Source organism: Sinorhizobium psoraleae, assembly GCF_013283645.1.
Lineage (GTDB): Bacteria > Pseudomonadota > Alphaproteobacteria > Rhizobiales > Rhizobiaceae > Sinorhizobium > Sinorhizobium psoraleae.
The window spans coordinates 25,437-39,977 of record NZ_JABEKV010000018.1; the positions used below are offsets into that span (position 1 = coordinate 25,437).

Annotated in this window: 16 protein-coding genes and 1 pseudogene; 1 reads left to right on the forward strand and 16 read right to left on the reverse strand. The window is 60.7% G+C overall.

The genetic code is table 11. From position 1 onward, the window contains the following. Positions 1-4: 4 nt before the first annotated feature. The 9 genes from ILFOPFJJ_RS33290 to ILFOPFJJ_RS33330 all read right to left on the reverse strand — a co-directional run bounded on the left by ILFOPFJJ_RS33290 (position 5) and on the right by ILFOPFJJ_RS33330 (position 6,954). Positions 5-952: a 2-hydroxyacid dehydrogenase gene (locus ILFOPFJJ_RS33290; protein ID WP_173514669.1), complete on the reverse strand. Its 948-nt coding sequence runs from the start codon at positions 950-952 to the stop codon at positions 5-7. Positions 953-967: 15 nt separating this feature from the next. After that, complete coding sequence (locus tag ILFOPFJJ_RS33295) at positions 968-1,525, reverse strand: gluconokinase (RefSeq protein ID WP_246299998.1); 558 nt, start codon at positions 1,523-1,525, stop codon at positions 968-970. Beyond that, the gene (locus tag ILFOPFJJ_RS33300; protein WP_173514670.1) at positions 1,494-2,261 is read right to left on the reverse strand and encodes an SDR family oxidoreductase; all 768 of its coding nucleotides are present in this window, start codon (positions 2,259-2,261) and stop codon (positions 1,494-1,496) included. The genes ILFOPFJJ_RS33295 and ILFOPFJJ_RS33300 overlap by 32 nt, the downstream gene beginning before the upstream one ends. A 53-nt stretch (positions 2,262-2,314) precedes the next feature. Next, positions 2,315-2,989, reverse strand: a complete 675-nt coding sequence (locus ILFOPFJJ_RS33305; RefSeq protein ID WP_173514671.1) for a 4-carboxy-4-hydroxy-2-oxoadipate aldolase/oxaloacetate decarboxylase — start codon at positions 2,987-2,989, stop codon at positions 2,315-2,317. A 98-nt stretch (positions 2,990-3,087) separates the two neighbouring features. Further along, on the reverse strand, positions 3,088-3,924 hold the full coding sequence (locus tag ILFOPFJJ_RS33310) for an ABC transporter substrate-binding protein (RefSeq protein WP_173514672.1): 837 nt from the start codon (positions 3,922-3,924) through the stop codon (positions 3,088-3,090). Positions 3,925-3,954: 30 nt separating this feature from the next. Continuing rightward, positions 3,955-4,719 (reverse strand): amino acid ABC transporter ATP-binding protein, encoded by a 765-nt coding sequence (locus tag ILFOPFJJ_RS33315; protein ID WP_173514673.1) that lies wholly within the window; start codon positions 4,717-4,719, stop codon positions 3,955-3,957. Further along, positions 4,716-5,474, reverse strand: a complete 759-nt coding sequence (locus ILFOPFJJ_RS33320) for an amino acid ABC transporter permease (protein WP_173514674.1) — start codon at positions 5,472-5,474, stop codon at positions 4,716-4,718. The genes ILFOPFJJ_RS33315 and ILFOPFJJ_RS33320 overlap by 4 nt, the downstream gene beginning before the upstream one ends. Beyond that, positions 5,471-6,178 carry an amino acid ABC transporter permease gene (locus tag ILFOPFJJ_RS33325; RefSeq protein ID WP_173514675.1) on the reverse strand — a complete coding sequence of 236 codons (708 nt, stop codon included), beginning with the start codon at positions 6,176-6,178 and terminating at the stop codon, positions 5,471-5,473. Before ILFOPFJJ_RS33325 ends, ILFOPFJJ_RS33320 begins: the two co-directional genes overlap by 4 nt. After that, a complete protein-coding gene (locus tag ILFOPFJJ_RS33330; protein ID WP_173514676.1) occupies positions 6,175-6,954 on the reverse strand; it encodes an SDR family oxidoreductase in 780 nt (259 codons plus the stop codon). Before ILFOPFJJ_RS33330 ends, ILFOPFJJ_RS33325 begins: the two co-directional genes overlap by 4 nt. Positions 6,955-7,194: 240 nt before the next feature. On the opposite strand from ILFOPFJJ_RS33330, the pseudogene nac reads away from it, so the two are divergent. Beyond that, positions 7,195-8,099 (forward strand): annotated as a pseudogene (gene nac / locus ILFOPFJJ_RS33335) (nitrogen assimilation transcriptional regulator NAC). 59 nt (positions 8,100-8,158) lie between these two features. Here nac and ILFOPFJJ_RS33340 read toward each other — a convergent pair. The 7 genes from ILFOPFJJ_RS33340 to ILFOPFJJ_RS33370 are packed head-to-tail and all read right to left on the reverse strand — an operon-like array spanning position 8,159 to position 14,155. Continuing rightward, positions 8,159-9,370 (reverse strand): pyridoxal phosphate-dependent aminotransferase, encoded by a 1,212-nt coding sequence (locus ILFOPFJJ_RS33340; RefSeq protein WP_173514677.1) that lies wholly within the window; start codon positions 9,368-9,370, stop codon positions 8,159-8,161. Positions 9,371-9,412: 42 nt separating this feature from the next. Next, on the reverse strand, positions 9,413-10,180 hold the full coding sequence (locus tag ILFOPFJJ_RS33345; protein ID WP_173514678.1) for a 5-oxoprolinase subunit PxpA: 768 nt from the start codon (positions 10,178-10,180) through the stop codon (positions 9,413-9,415). 31 nt (positions 10,181-10,211) lie between these two features. Further along, entirely contained in the window at positions 10,212-11,207 is a 996-nt protein-coding gene (locus ILFOPFJJ_RS33350) for a 5-oxoprolinase subunit C family protein (protein ID WP_173514679.1), read from the reverse strand. Beyond that, entirely contained in the window at positions 11,204-11,911 is a 708-nt protein-coding gene (pxpB, locus tag ILFOPFJJ_RS33355; RefSeq protein WP_173514680.1) for a 5-oxoprolinase subunit PxpB, read from the reverse strand. Before pxpB ends, ILFOPFJJ_RS33350 begins: the two co-directional genes overlap by 4 nt. Next, entirely contained in the window at positions 11,908-12,336 is a 429-nt protein-coding gene (locus tag ILFOPFJJ_RS33360) for an acetyl-CoA carboxylase (protein WP_173514681.1), read from the reverse strand. Before ILFOPFJJ_RS33360 ends, pxpB begins: the two co-directional genes overlap by 4 nt. Then, a complete protein-coding gene (gene accC / locus ILFOPFJJ_RS33365; RefSeq protein ID WP_173514682.1) occupies positions 12,333-13,724 on the reverse strand; it encodes an acetyl-CoA carboxylase biotin carboxylase subunit in 1,392 nt (463 codons plus the stop codon). Before accC ends, ILFOPFJJ_RS33360 begins: the two co-directional genes overlap by 4 nt. Then, a complete protein-coding gene (locus ILFOPFJJ_RS33370; protein WP_173514683.1) occupies positions 13,724-14,155 on the reverse strand; it encodes an acetyl-CoA carboxylase biotin carboxyl carrier protein in 432 nt (143 codons plus the stop codon). Before ILFOPFJJ_RS33370 ends, accC begins: the two co-directional genes overlap by 1 nt. Positions 14,156-14,541: the final 386 nt, after the last annotated feature.

The window sequence follows — 14,541 nt, forward strand, 5'->3', positions numbered from 1 at the left end:
TCTCTCAGATTACGGGGGTCAACAGGGCGGCGCCGGCAAAGTGGGCCGCGAGATTGTCGCGCACCAGCTTGCCCATCGCCTTGCGGGTCTCGATCGTGCCCGAAGCATGATGGGGCTGCACCAGCACATTGTCGAGCTTCAGGAAGCGGGGGTTGAGCTTCGGCTCGCCTTCGAAGACATCGAGCGCCGCCGATCCCAGCGTGCCGCTTTCCAATGCTTCGAGCAGGGCTTCCTCATCGATGTTGGACGCCCGCGAGATATTGATCAACATGCCGTCCGGACCGAGCGCCGCAATCACGTCTTTCGAGACGATGTGACGGGTTTCGGCCGATGCGGCCAGCGTGACGAACAGGAAGTCGGCATGATGCGCCAGCGCGACGGGATCGGCGATGAACGTCATGCCTTCCGCATAGGGCTTCTCGGCAACGTCGCTATAGGCGATATCCATATCGAAGCCGCGCAGGCGCTTGGCGACCTCGAAGCCGATGCGACCGAGACCGAGCACCCCGGCCTTGCGGCCCCAGACGCGGCGCTTCAGCGGATAAAGGCCCTTGGCCTCCCAGCTTCCGTCCTTCACCCAGGTCTCGGCGCCGATCATGCCGCGCGACTGGCACAGCATCATCGCAATGCCGAGGTCGGCGACGTCGTTGGTCAGCACGTCCGGCGTGTTGGTGACGCGGATGCCCCGGCGGCGGCAGGCCGCCAGATCGACGGCATCGTAACCCACGCCGTAGACAGAGATGACTTCGAGCTTAGGAAGCCTTTCGATCAGGGCCGCCGAGGCGCCGAGCTCGCCGCGCGTGGCGATCGCGCGAATGCTCTCGGCATGCCGGTCGATCATGGCATCGCTGCCTTCCGCCTCGTAGAGCTTGTGGACGATATAGCGGTCCTCGAGTTCGACGAGGTCCCAGTCCGGATAAGGCCCCGTCATCAAGATTTCCGGTTTGCTCATGTTCTCCTCCAGTCATTAGGTCTGGCCCGCGTGTCGATTGCGGGCAGCCAGAAACGTCATGGCCATCACGACGATGGTCTCCAGCGATTGATTGATGTCCAAGGTCACCACGTCCTGCTCGTCCGTCGGCAGTTCGAGCGTGGCGAGCTGGCTGTCGAGAAGCGAAAGCGGCATGTATTCGTGTTGCCGCCCCGCCATGCGCGCCGCCAGAAGCGCGCGGTCGCCTTGCAGGAAGATGAAGGTCACGGACCGCCCGGCGAGCATCCGCAGCCGGTCGCGATAGCACCGCTTCAGGGCAGAGCAGGAAACGACCACGTCCCCTGCCCCGCCCAACTTCCTGCCCAGCACATCGAGCCACGGCCACCGGTCCTCGTCATCGAGCGGGATGCCCATCCGCATCTTGTCGACATTGGTCTCAGGATGCAGGCTATCGCCTTCCACGAACGGGCAATCCAGATAACCGGCAAGCCGCTCCCCGACCGAGCTTTTGCCGCAGCCGGATACGCCCATCACCACGATCGGGCCGAAGGCGCCCGCCGCCTTAGAGACTGGTCGTGATGCCGCCGTCGACATAGAGCGTGTGTCCGTTGACGAAGGAGGAAGCCCCGGCTGCCAGGAAGACCGCCGCGCCGACCAGTTCCTCGACATTGCCCCAGCGGCCGGCCGGCGTGCGGTTCTCCAGCCAGGACGAGAACTCGGTGCTGTCGACCAGCGCCTGATTGAGCGGCGTCTTGAAATAGCCGGGCGCGATCGCATTGATCTGCAGACCGTATCGCGCCCAATCCGTACACATGCCGCGCGTCAGGTTCTTCACCGCCCCCTTGGTCGCCGTATAGGGCGCAATACCGGGACGGGCGAGTTCACTTTGTACCGAGGCGATGTTGATGATCTTGCCCAGCCCTCGCCCGATCATATGCCGGGCAACCGCCTGCCCGACATAAAAGACGCTGGAGATATTGGTCTTCAGCAACTGTTCCCAGCGATCGGCAGGGAAGTCTTCGAGCGGGGTGCGGAACTGCATGCCGGCATTGTTGACCAGGATATCGATTGGCCCGATATGCTTCTCGATTGCGTCGACCCCCCGCCCAACCGCAGCATGGTCGGTGACGTCGAAATCGGAAGCCGACACCGCGTGCCCGGCGCCTCGCAGCGATTTAGCCGCATTCTCAAGCTTGTCGCGGTCGCGGCCGTTCAGAATGATGGCCGCACCGTGCTCGGCCAGACCGCGTGCGAGCGCATAACCAATGCCCTGGGACGATCCCGTCACCAACGCACGGGAACCGGAAAGATCAAATAGAGGGAAGGCCATAAAACCTCCTTGCGAGGATAAAAACGGAAGCACGACACGGCGGCAGGCCCGGCTCAGATGTCTACGACCAGTCCTTTGGCCTTCAAAACTGGGTCCAGATTGCTGACGTCGATGACCGACTTACCTTGTTTATAGGCTTCGATATAGCCGGCCTCCGCATCCTCGCGGGCCTGCGACAGACGTGCGGCTTCCTGCGCCTCCGCGCGACGAACGACAACCAGACCGTCGGCGTCGCCGACGATTATATCGCCGGGATTGATGATTTCCCCACCGACGATGATCGGGTGGTTCACGGCGGCGATCGTTTCCTTGACCGTACCCTTGATGCAGACACTGAGGGAGAAAACCGGGAAGCCAAGCTCCCTCAATTGAAGGGTGTCGCGCACGCCGGTATCGGTCACGAGACCGCCGATACCCTTGGCAAGACAGGCGTTGGCCAGAACGTCGCCGAAGGAGCCGGCCTCTTCATATTCGCCCGCGGACACGACGATGATGTCGCCCGGCCTGGCGTAATTGATCGCGAGCTGCAGCATGATGTTGTCACGCGGCGCGCATTTTACGGTGAAGGCCGGACCGCACAGCTTCATGCGATAGTCGACTGGCTTCAGGCGAGAAGAAAGCGCCCCCTTGCGTCCCTGGGCTTCGTGGATGGTCGCCGGCGAGAATTTCGAAAGCGCCTCGATGTCGGACCGACTGGGGCGTTCGGCAATGTCTTTGATGTGGATCATAAAAAACTCCCACGATGAGACCGACGGCGGGCATGTCCCGCCGCCTGCAGTCTTCGATTATTTGAGGTTGGTTCAGGTCGGTCGAGAGAGAATTGGCCCTACGGGATTGGGTCGAACTTCAGCTCGGAGAGCGGTACGACCTTGTCGGTACGCGTCATCTTGTATTCGGTAGTCGGGCCAAGCCATTTGTCCCAGATCTTGTTGAGCTCGCCGGACGTATCGAGCTTATGGAGCACTTCATTGATCTTGGCGGTGAGGGCCGGATTGTCCTTGGCCATACCGATGCCGATCGGCTGGAACAGCATTGGCTCCTCGATCATCCTCATTTCTTTGCCCCTGGTCTTCGATTCATTGACGAACTTGGTCGTCGTCATGGTGTTCGCCACCATGCCGCGCGCCTTGCCCTGCTGGACGGCGAGGTAAGCGGACGCCGTATCCTGGAAGGTCAGCGGCTCGGATTTGTTGAGCTTGATTGACATTTCAGAGGTAGAGCCCTTGGTCGAGGCGACGCGCTTGCCTTCGTAGTCGGACTTTTTCTTCCCCGGGTCGTCGACAGGGACGATCAGCATTTCCTTGGCGAGGTAATAAGGATCGCTGAACTGGATCTGCTCGGCGCGGCTTAGCGTATAAGCGAGGTTCGCAACGGTAATGTCGACGCGCCCGAGTTTTACTTCCGGGACGCGGGCTTCGACCGATACCGGCTTGACCTCGGCCGTGACGCCGAGCTCCTTGGCGATGGCGTTGCACAGATCGACGTCGAAGCCGGCCATCTCGCGGGTCTTCGGATCGGGCGCGGCGAAGGGTGGAACATCGGCAAATGTCGCGCAACGCAGCGTCTTGTTTGCCAGGATCGTGTCGAGTTGATCCGCTTTTGCCGGCGCGGCTGCCGCAGCACCTGCAAGCGCGACCGTGAGCGTGATGCATTTCCAGTTCATTGCTGTTCTCCTTGTATTTTATCGTGGGTATCAGTGACGCAGATCGGTGAGGAACCGCTGCGCGCGCGGATGGCGTGGGTTCTTGAAGAACTCTTCTGGTGAAGCCACTTCGAGGATCTGGCCGGCATCGATGAACCAGATGCGGTCGGCGACTTCGCGGGCGAAGCCCATTTCGTGGGTAACGCAGAGCATGGTCATGCCTTCTGCCGCCAGTCCCTTCATGACAGCGAGCACCTCGCCTACCATCTCCGGATCGAGTGCGCTGGTCGGCTCGTCAAACAGCATGACCGGCGGCTCCATGGCGAGCGCCCGGGCGATCGCCACGCGCTGCTGCTGTCCGCCCGACAACTGGCCAGGATAGGCTCCCGCCTTGTCGGCTAGGCCGACGCGGTCAAGCAGGTTGAGTGCCTTCTCATGAGCGGCGTCCGGCGCCACTCCTTTCACACGGATCGGGGAGATCGTCACGTTTTCGACGACCGAAAGATGCGGAAACAAGTTGAAGTTCTGGAACACGAACCCGATGCGGCTGCGCAAGAGGTTGAGATCCTTGGTCCTCATTTCGGCATGAATGTCCTGACCATCCAGGGTAATCGATCCGCTGCTTATTTCTTCAAGGCGATTGATGGTGCGGATCAACGTGGACTTGCCCGATCCGGATGGTCCGCAGATCACCACCACCTCGCCTCGCGCAACCTCGGCGTCGATGTTTTTCAGGACCGGATAGTTACCGTAGCTCTTGCAGACGTTGGAAAGACGGATCGTCTGTTGCTGGGGCGATGATGCCGACGTGATCATGGCTGCTCCGTTATGACTTTGACCTGCGCCAGCGACGCGGGGGACTGGCGGCTCACCACGCCGGCACGCTTGCGGGCGATGCGTCGCTCAATAACGTTTGCGACATGCGTAAGGCTCCAGCAGATGGCGTAATAGACAGCCGCTAGGATGAGAAACACCTGGAAGGGCTGCGTCAGAAGCTGGTTGTTGACCTGGCTTGCCGCGAACGTGAGATCGGGTACGTTGATGACATATCCGAGCGTGGTGTCCTTGATCGTCGCTACAAAGGTCGAGATCATGCTCGGGATCATGTTGTAGAGCGCCTGGGGCAGGATGATGAAGCGCATCGCCCCCATGTAGCTGTGGCCGAGCGCACGCGCTGCATCCATCTGGCCAGGTCCCAGAGCGACAATCCCGGCTCGCACCACCTCGCTCAGGAAGGCGCCTTGGTAGATTACCAGCGTCGTTAGCATGGTGTAGAAGCTCGGCACATCGGCGCCCGTGAGCAACGGCACCAGGAAATAGCTCCACAGGATGAGCATCAGCAGCGGCACGCCGCGCGTGATGTAGACGAGCGCTGTAACCGGCCACCGCAGCAGCCCCCACTTGGAGAGGCGTGCCAACGCGAGAAGAATGCTGACCGGAAAGGCAAGCGCGATGCTGAGCGCGGAGAGGATCAGTGTGTTCGCCAGGCCTCCGAGCGGACCGTTCGGATACTGGCCGATCAGCAGCAGCAGCCAATAGTCCTTGATGATATTGATGATGTCGCCGATCATGCGCGCGCCCTCCGTTCCGGATCGGCGCGCATTGCGAAGTAGGCGCCGGCACCCATGATAAGCAGCGAGAAGACCAGATAGAGGACCGTGCCGATCAGATAGATTTCGAACGTGCGGAAGCTTAGGTTCTCGATCTCCTTTACCGCATGCGTCAGTTCAGGCGCTCCGATGACGATCGCAAGGCTGCTGTTCTTGAACAGCGAGACGCTGTGATTGATGAGCGGAGGCAACGCATTGCGCACGCCCTGCGGCAGGATGATGAAGCGCATCGCCGAGAGATAGCTGTGGCCCAGCGCCTTGGCCGCCTCCATCTGGCCGGGGCTGACAGAACGCAGGCCGGACCGGAGGTCCTCGCTGAAATAAGCCGCCTGACAAAGGCCGAGGCCAATCACCGCAAAGATCGTTTCGGCATTGTGGGCCGTGAGCCAATCCGCCAGCCCCGAGGGCAACAGCGTGAATATGCCGAAATACCACAACATCAACTGCACGAGCGTCGGTACGTTGCGATGGTAGGAGACATAGGCTGCCACAGCGCGATCGCCGAAACGCGAAGGCGAAAACCGGATGCACAGCAGGATGAGCGCAAGCGTCATCGCCAGAAGCCATGATCCGATATAGATGATGAACGTCATCTCGATCCCGTGCACGAGCATCGCGACATATTCCTGATTTCTCAGGATGGCCGAGAGATCGAACCCGTTCACGGCTTCGGCTCCTTCGACGTTCTGGACTCCGCCGGGGCCTGCGGCTTGGCCGTCTGCAAACCACCCATCACCTGCAATGTCGGCGTTATCTCCATATGCCCGATGTTGACTTCGACAGGTGCGGCAATCGCAAAGGCGATCGCCTCAGCGATGTCGGCGGCCAGCGGCAGTTCAAACCCGTCGATGAAGCGCTCACGGACACTCGGGTCATTGCCATGAACGTGGTTGAATATGTCTGTCGCGACGCGGCCGGGGCAGATTTCTGTCACGCGCACGCGCTTGCCGAATGCATCGATGCGCAGCTGGTTCGACAGCATGGCGACACCGGCCTTGACGGCATGATAGGTGGAGTTGCCGCCGAAATTGTAATTGCCGGCAATCGAGGAGATGTTGATGACGTGCCCGCGATCGCGCTCCACCATCCCCGGTACGATCAGACGGCAAATATGAAGGACGGCGCGAAGGTTGACGTCGACCAGGAGATCGATGTCCTCTGCGTCCGCCTGGAGGAATTTCTTCGGCCGATCGACGCCGGCATTGTTGACCAGAACATCGAACTGCACGCGGTTCGCGAGATCGGCAATCGCCAGGCGATCGGTGACATTGATAACATGTGCTACGCAGCCCGTACGCTCGGCCAACTCCTTCAGGGCGCCGGCGCTGCGGGCGATTGCATGTACTTCGATTTTCTCCCGGCGAAGCCGCTCTACGACTGCAGCGCCGATACCGGAGGAAGCACCGGTCACCAATGCGGTCTTGTAATCGGAGAATGGCATTCTGATCCCCTTTGTTGTTGTTGCGGACATTAGCGGAGCTTTAACTCTCTGCCTAAGACCGATTATTTTTGGAGCAATAAGCAACTTTTATGGAGCTTGGCCGGCAGCGGACGAACGGTCCAAAACGCGGGAAATCTCGCCTTTTACTCAAGCGAGAAACGGCTTCGGTCGGGCTCGCTTTGCAAATCAGGGGCGCGTCTGTAAACATGCTCCTGCGAAGATCAAGTAACGCCAATCCCCATGGATATTAGACGCCTCAAATCTTTCATCGTCATCGTGGACAGTGGCAGCATAACGCGCGCGGCGGATATCCTGCACCTGGCCCAGCCGGCACTGAGCCAGCAGTTGGCGGCACTGGAGGAACATTTCGGCCAGAAACTGCTGATCAGAAGCCAGCAGGGCGTCACCATGACCGATGCAGGGCATGCCGTCTACCGGCATGCGCAGATCATCCTGCGCCAGATGGAACAGGCGCAGGCAGACGCCGCGGCCGCCGGCAATTCCCTTGCGGGGCGAGTTTCCGTGGGTCTCGTGCCGTTTAGCAGCGCCGCCACGCTTTCCGTCGACCTCCTCGCGGAAACGAGGAAGCGGCACCCGGGATCTTACTTCATCTGACCGAAAGCGTCGGCCAGACCTATAGTCAGATGATCATGAACGGCCGATTGGAAATGGCGCTGATTCATGGCGTCGGTCCAATCAAGGGCGTCCGGTTCGAACCTATCCTCAGCGAGGAATTCTATTTCGTTGCGCACCGCAACTTCGCGATCGAAGCGGAACCGAAACCGGTGCCAGTTGGTGCGCTGGACGGGATGCCCATGCTTTTGCCGCCGGCCTACAACTTCGTGCGCCGCGCCGTTGAAACCGCCTTCACCCGCAGCCGGATCAATCTCAAGGTGGTGGCGGAAGTGGAAATCGTGCGCACGCTCGCCCGCGCCGTGGGTAGCGGCCTAGGTGCGACCATCATGCCTAAGGCCATCGCCGATCGCATCGTGTCGGAATCAAGCGAGCCTCTCGTTTGCAGGCTGGTCTCCCCACGGATCGAAGAAACCCTGTCACTTTGCACGTCCGATCAGAGCTCGCTGTCGGAGCCAGCGTTCGCTGTTAAGGACATCCTCGTTGAATTGACGGAGCGGCTGAAGCTCTAGCCCCGCGAGCAGGCTCGATGCCCTCCGGCCGAAACCAGCCGGAGGCTGCAGCTCATGGATCAGCGCATGTCCCTGCAGAATTGAGCGATGCGCGCGCAGCCCTCGTTCAGCATTTCCATGCTTGTCGCGTAAGAAATGCGGAAATACGGGCTCATTCCATAGGCCGCCCCCTGGACCGTCGCGACGTGGTGGTCGTCCACCAAAGCCATGACGAAATCGACATCGGACTCGATCTTGCGACCACCCTTCGAGGTCTTGCCGATCAGGCCGGCAACATTGGGATAGATATAGAAGGCGCCCTCAGGCTTGTGGCAGCGCAACCCTTCGATCTTCGCCAGCTCACCGAGGACAAAATCGCGCCTTTCCCTGTAGATTGCCGCCCGTTCCTTGAGTAGGTCCTGAGGACCATCGAGCGCCGCAACGGCTGCTGCCTGCGTCACGGTGGTGATGCCACCGCCGTTCTGGCCGTTGACGTTGCTGATTGCGCGGATCAGTTCCTTCGAGCCGCTGGCGCAATATCCCAACCGCCAACCGGTCATGGCATAGGCCTTGGAGACGCCGTTCATCGTCAGGACACGATCATAGAGCCTAGGTTCGGCATCGGCGATCGTGCAGAATTCGAACCCGTCGTAGACCAGGTGCTCGTAGATATCGTCGGTCAGTATCCAGACATGCGGATGGCGCAGCATGACGTCAGCGATTGCGGCCATTTCGGCGCGCGAGCAGGCCGCGCCGGTCGGATTGTTCGGAAAATTGAGGATAAGCCATTTGGTGCGCGGCGTGATCGCGGCCTCAAGATCCTCGGGACGCAGCTTGAACCCAGCCTGTTCGAAGCAGGGCACGGCCACCGGCACACCCCCGGCAAACTTGACGATATCGGCGTAGCTGACCCACGACGGTGCAGGGACAACGACCTCATCGCCCGGATTACAGGTGGCGAGCATCGCGTTGAAGATCACCTGTTTGCCGCCGCCGGAAACGACGATCTGGCTGGCATCGTAATCGAGATTGTTGTCCCTCTTGAACTTCCTGCTGATCGCAGCCTTCAGCGCCGGCGTGCCATCCATCGGCGGATATTTCGTGTCGCCGCTCAGTGCTGCGGCATGGGCCGCCTCGATCGCATGGGCAGGCGTCGGAAAATCCGGCTCCCCAGATGAAAGGCTCACGACCTTGACCCCCGCGGCGGCCAGTTCCCTGGCGCGCTGGGTCATGGCGGCGGATGCGGAGACGGAAACGTTTTTCAGGCGGTCAGCTATGGAAGACATCGACATGATCTTTCGGTGAGATGTAAAACGGGGCGATCAGCGACCCAATCAGGACGCAAGTTCGGCCGCGGGCGCGAGCGTTGCGCCGGAGGCTTCGATTTCACTGCGGACGATGCGGGCAAGCTCCAGAGAGCCGGGCGTATCGCTATGGACGAGGATGGAGCGTGCCGGCATGGCAATGACGGTGCCGTCGATCGCCTCCACGCTTCCGTCGGTGAGGAAACGGCGCACCCGGGCTCGTACCGATGCCTCGTTCTTGACCAATGCGCCTGGCAGGCCGCGCGCCACCAGCTTCCCACCGGCATCATAGGCACGGTCGGCCAGGAACAACGCCAGCGTCTTGAGGCCCGCGCGTTTGGCAGCCTTTTCAATTTCGCTCTCCGGGGTCACGAACACCACGAGACGCGGATCCACGGTGGAAATGGCATCCATCATCAGATCGGCGAGCGCGGGATCACGATTGACCATATTCCCCATGGCCGCATGAAAGCTGAAATGGCCGACGGTCATTTGCTCGCTCTTGGCGATCGCGATCAGCGCGCCCAGTTGGTAAAGCATCTGCTGTCGCAACTCGTCTGGCTGGTACGGCATCTCGCGTCGGCCGAAACCGAACCGATCCGGCAGGCCCGGATGCGCGCCGATGCAAACGCCGTTTTTCTTCGCGAGGCGCACCATGCGCGCCATGGTGTCCGGGTCACCGCCATGAAAGCCGCAGGCGATGTTGGCTGACGAAACGACTTTCATCATCGCCTCGTCATCGCATAGTCGATAAGGACCGAAACCTTCGCCCATGTCGGAATTCAGATCGATCTTCACCGCTTCCTCCTTTTGACCCGTTCACTCGTCGTCAGGCCATCGCCTTCAACGCGCGCTTGATCATCTGCGACGTCTGCCTGACATCTTCGATATACCTGGCAGCGGCCTGCTCGACCGCGCGCGCCTCGGCGTGGGTCGAGCGGATGAATCGCAACCGACTGCCGATGCGTGCCTGGCCGAGCCGCCACAGATCGCATTCGATAATCCCAGCAATCTTTGGGTAGCCCCCCGCCGTGTTGGCGTCGCTCATCTGGATGATCGGCTCTCCTCCAGGCGGGACCTGGATCACGCCCGGCACAACACCATGGGAGCGCATCTCGATCGTCGCCGTCGGTTTGATAGGCTCACCGGACAAGCGATAGCCGGTACGGTCGCTGCGCGACGAAATACGCCAGGTCTGGTTCCAGAAGGCCTCGCCATCGGAGGCAAACAGCTCATGCTCGCCGCCGGCGATCGCACGGATCGGCAGCACGCCGTCGATCGGAGCGGGAAAAACATCATCAAGCGCGACAGCCGGCTCCACGACGGCGATGCCGCTTGCTGGCAGCGGCAACCCATCGGAATGCGTGCCGATTTCAATCCTGTCGCCGTTGATCAGAGGCCGGCCGCCATTTCCCCCGAAACCGCCGCGCAGCGCGGTGCTCCGCGAGCCCATGAGAACCGGCACGTCGAGCCCCCCCCCGAGCACGACATAAGCGCGAGCGCGCGTCAGCGGCTGCCTCAGCTCGAGGATCTGGCCTGCTTCGGCGAAGTGGGTGCACCATGGAAGCAGTTCTCTGGCGTCCAGCATCGGATGGCCATCCGCGCCGGTGACGGCAAAAACCGCGCGAGCCTCGAAACGCAGTTTGAAAGGAAAGGTCTGAACCTCAATGGCAGCCGCACCGTCGTCATTGCCGACAAGAATGTTGCCAATCCTGACGGCGAGTGGATCCATGGCGCCGCTAGCAGACACACCGATGTCGCGATAACCGGGGCGGCCAAGGTCCTGCACCGTATTGAATGGACCGGTTTCGATGATCTCGATCATAGCTCGATCCTCGCTGGCACGAAGCGGACCGTGTCGCCCGGCGCCATCAGTGCCGGTGTCGGGGAGGTCGGATCGAACATCTGAAGTTCTGCGTAGCCGAGCGAATTCCACCCGTTCGGGCCGGTCAGCATCGCAACGCCCGTCTGCATTCCTCCGATCGTCACACAGCCCTTCTCCATCCTGAGCGACGGAACGGTCTTCCTGGGCATGTATATTCGGGGATCGAGCCCGTGGAGATAGCCAAACCCGGGAGCACTTCCCAAGGCAAAGACGCGGTAGGTCGCCTCATGATGAATGCGCACCACCTCGCGGTCGCTCAGCCCGGAAAACTCGCAGATGGCGGGAAGATCGATCGCGTATTCTCCGCCGTAGTGGACCGGGATTTCGATCGTCTTTCCTGCGAGATCAATGCTCTCAGCATTGTTCCATGCTTCAACCAGCCGCCTGACGACGATTTCCGGATCCTCGGGCGTCTCCTTCAGGATCGCCAAAAAGTTGGTCATGCCGGGGATCACTTCCGCGATGTCCACCCAATGCCTAACTGTCTGGGAAAGGGCCCAAATCCGGCGTTGCGCAGGGAGATCGAAATCTCCCGGAGCTTCGAGAAGGAAGGCGCGGGCGCCGATGAACGAGACCCGCGCCCGTCCTTTGGTCGCGGGGACGATCTCACGCAATGGCGCAAGAATGTTCGAAGTGACAATCATTGTAGTGGCTCGATTTCGCACAGGGGATCACCGAAGCCGACAAGGGCATCGGGTTCTGTCAACCGTCTGGTCAGCAAGCCGGACCGGCCGGCAGGAATGGGAAGCAGGACGAAACCGATGCGTAGGAAGCCGATCACGTCCTTGTCGGAAACCGCACGCGGGAGATGCTCGGCTTCGGCCGGAGCCGAAGGATGTGAGGCGCAGAAGCGGCCCGCCATCGGCGCCTTGACGATCGCTACCAGTGGCGCCGAAAAGTCTGGCTGTGCGTTTCCGATCAAGCTGACGCGAGCGCCCTCTCCCTTCGAAACGACTATGCGCAGATGTCCGCCCGCCTTGGTGATTTCGAGGCCGTCGACACCCGCCGCAATCAAGGCATCGGTCAGGACTGCAATTGTCGCCGGATCGCTGAGATCGATCGCGCTCATGCTGTCCTCCGTTGCCTGAGCCATTGCTCGAGGTAATGGATGTCCATGTCTCCACGGGCAAAGGCTTCGTCTTCGAAGAGCGCACGCAGGAGCGGCAGATTGGTGGAAATCCCGTCCACCCGTGTGGCCGCCAGCGCCGCGCGCATTTTCGCTATTGCTTCCGCCCGGGTCGGCGCATGGACGATCAACTTGGCGATCAGAGAGTCATAATAGGGCGAAACCCTGTAGCCGGCGTGGATATGCGTGTCGACGCGAATGCCCGGCTCCTGGGGCAAAGCAAGATCGGTGATGAGGCCGGCTGAAGGCAAGAAGTTGTCGGGATCCTCGGCATTGATGCGGCATTCGAAAGAATGCCCATCGCATCTCACGTCGTCCTGGCGCAAATCCAGGGGCTCACCCTGCGCAGCCCTTATCTGGGCATGGACGATATCGATGCCGCTGGTCATTTCCGTGACCGGATGCTCGACCTGTAGGCGCGTATTCATCTCAATGAAATAGAACGCACCATTCTCGTAGAGGAATTCGAAGGTTCCAACGCCGCGGTAGCCGATCTGCCGACAGGCCTTTACACAAGCCAGCCCGACAGAGTGGATCACATCCGGCGCAATGCCCGGCGCTGGCGCCTCCTCCACCACCTTCTGGTGACGGCGCTGCATCGAACAGTCGCGATGCCCGAGCCAGGCGGCATTGCCATGGGCATCGCAGAGCACCTGGATCTCGATATGCCGGGGATGTTCAAGAAACTTCTCCATGTACAGTTCGGGCGAACCGAACGCCTGACGGGCTTCCTCCCGGGTCAAGGCAATTGCCTCGTGCAACGCGTCGGCCTCCGGCACGACGCGCATGCCTCTTCCGCCTCCACCCCCGGCGGCCTTGATGATGACAGGGTATCCGATTTCCTGCGCGATACGTTCGACGGCGGCGGCAACACCGGGAAGTGATGTGTCGGGACCGGGCACACAGGGCACGCCTGCGGCGATCATCGCCCGCTTCGCCGATATCTTGTCGCCCATGGTCGCGATCGACGAAGCCTCCGGCCCGATGAAAACAAGGCCGGCATTTTCGACCGCTTTGGAGAACGCCGCGCTTTCCGACAGGAATCCATAACCCGGATGGATTGCCCCTGCGCCGGTCAGACGCGCCGCCAGGAGGATCGCGTCCTGATTGAGATAGCTCTTTGCCGCATTCGAGGGACCAATGCATATTAAGCCGTCGGCAGCCTTGCCGTAAGGCGCGTGCTTGTCTGCCTCGGAACAGATCGCCACCGTCTTTAGACCGAGTTCACGGCAGGCGCGTTGGATCCGCGCGGCGATCTCCCCGCGATTGGCAATCAGCACCGTATCGAAGCGTTGCTTGGCCGACGCAGTGTTATCGAGAGGCTCGGCCATTATGCAATCTCCGCCAGCATGTCGCCCGTCTCGACCTCGCCGCCGTCGATTTTGGTCAGTTGCGCGATACGGCCGGCGCGCGGTGCGGCGACCTTGTTCAAGACCTTCATCGCCTCGATGATAAATAGGGTCTGGCCCTCCTCCACGGTGTCACCGATCTTGACGAACGGCTCCTGTCCCGGAGCCGGCGCCCGATGCAGGATGCCGAAGGTCGGCGCCTTCACAGGGAACGCCGACGTCTTGGCAGTTTCCGACGACGTCTCGAGGGGCGGCTCGGGCGAAGTACCCGCTGCTTCGCTTGGAGTTAGCGTCGATTCGACATCAGGCGTGCGGAAGATGCGAACCATGAGGTCCTTTTCCGTTACCCGGAGCTCGGTAATCTTCGAGCGTCCGACAAAATCGATCAGGGTCTTTATCTTAGACAGGTCCATGAGCGCACTCGGTACTTCGGAATGCCGCTTCATGATCCGAACAGATCGGACCGCGTTCGGCTGACTTCCTCCGTAACACGATGTCCTGTTCGATGGGGTCAGAAGAACTTTTGATGACAGTCGGCGGCACGTTGACGCAGGATGTGCCAATTCGAACCGAGCGCGAGCTCGGCGCCTGGAGGGCTTAAGCTGCAGATTCGAAGCCGGTGCCCGAGAAGCGTCAGTTCCGGTCGATACACTATGCGATTTTAAAATGTAGGGGCTATTTAGTAATGCGACAGTTGGGCCAGTTAGATATCCGAGAGTGTCGCGTTTCTAACCGGCTGGCAGCGTCGCATCTCTCTTATGTTCGTATGCAAGCTCTTTGGTCATGATTTTTCCTTCCG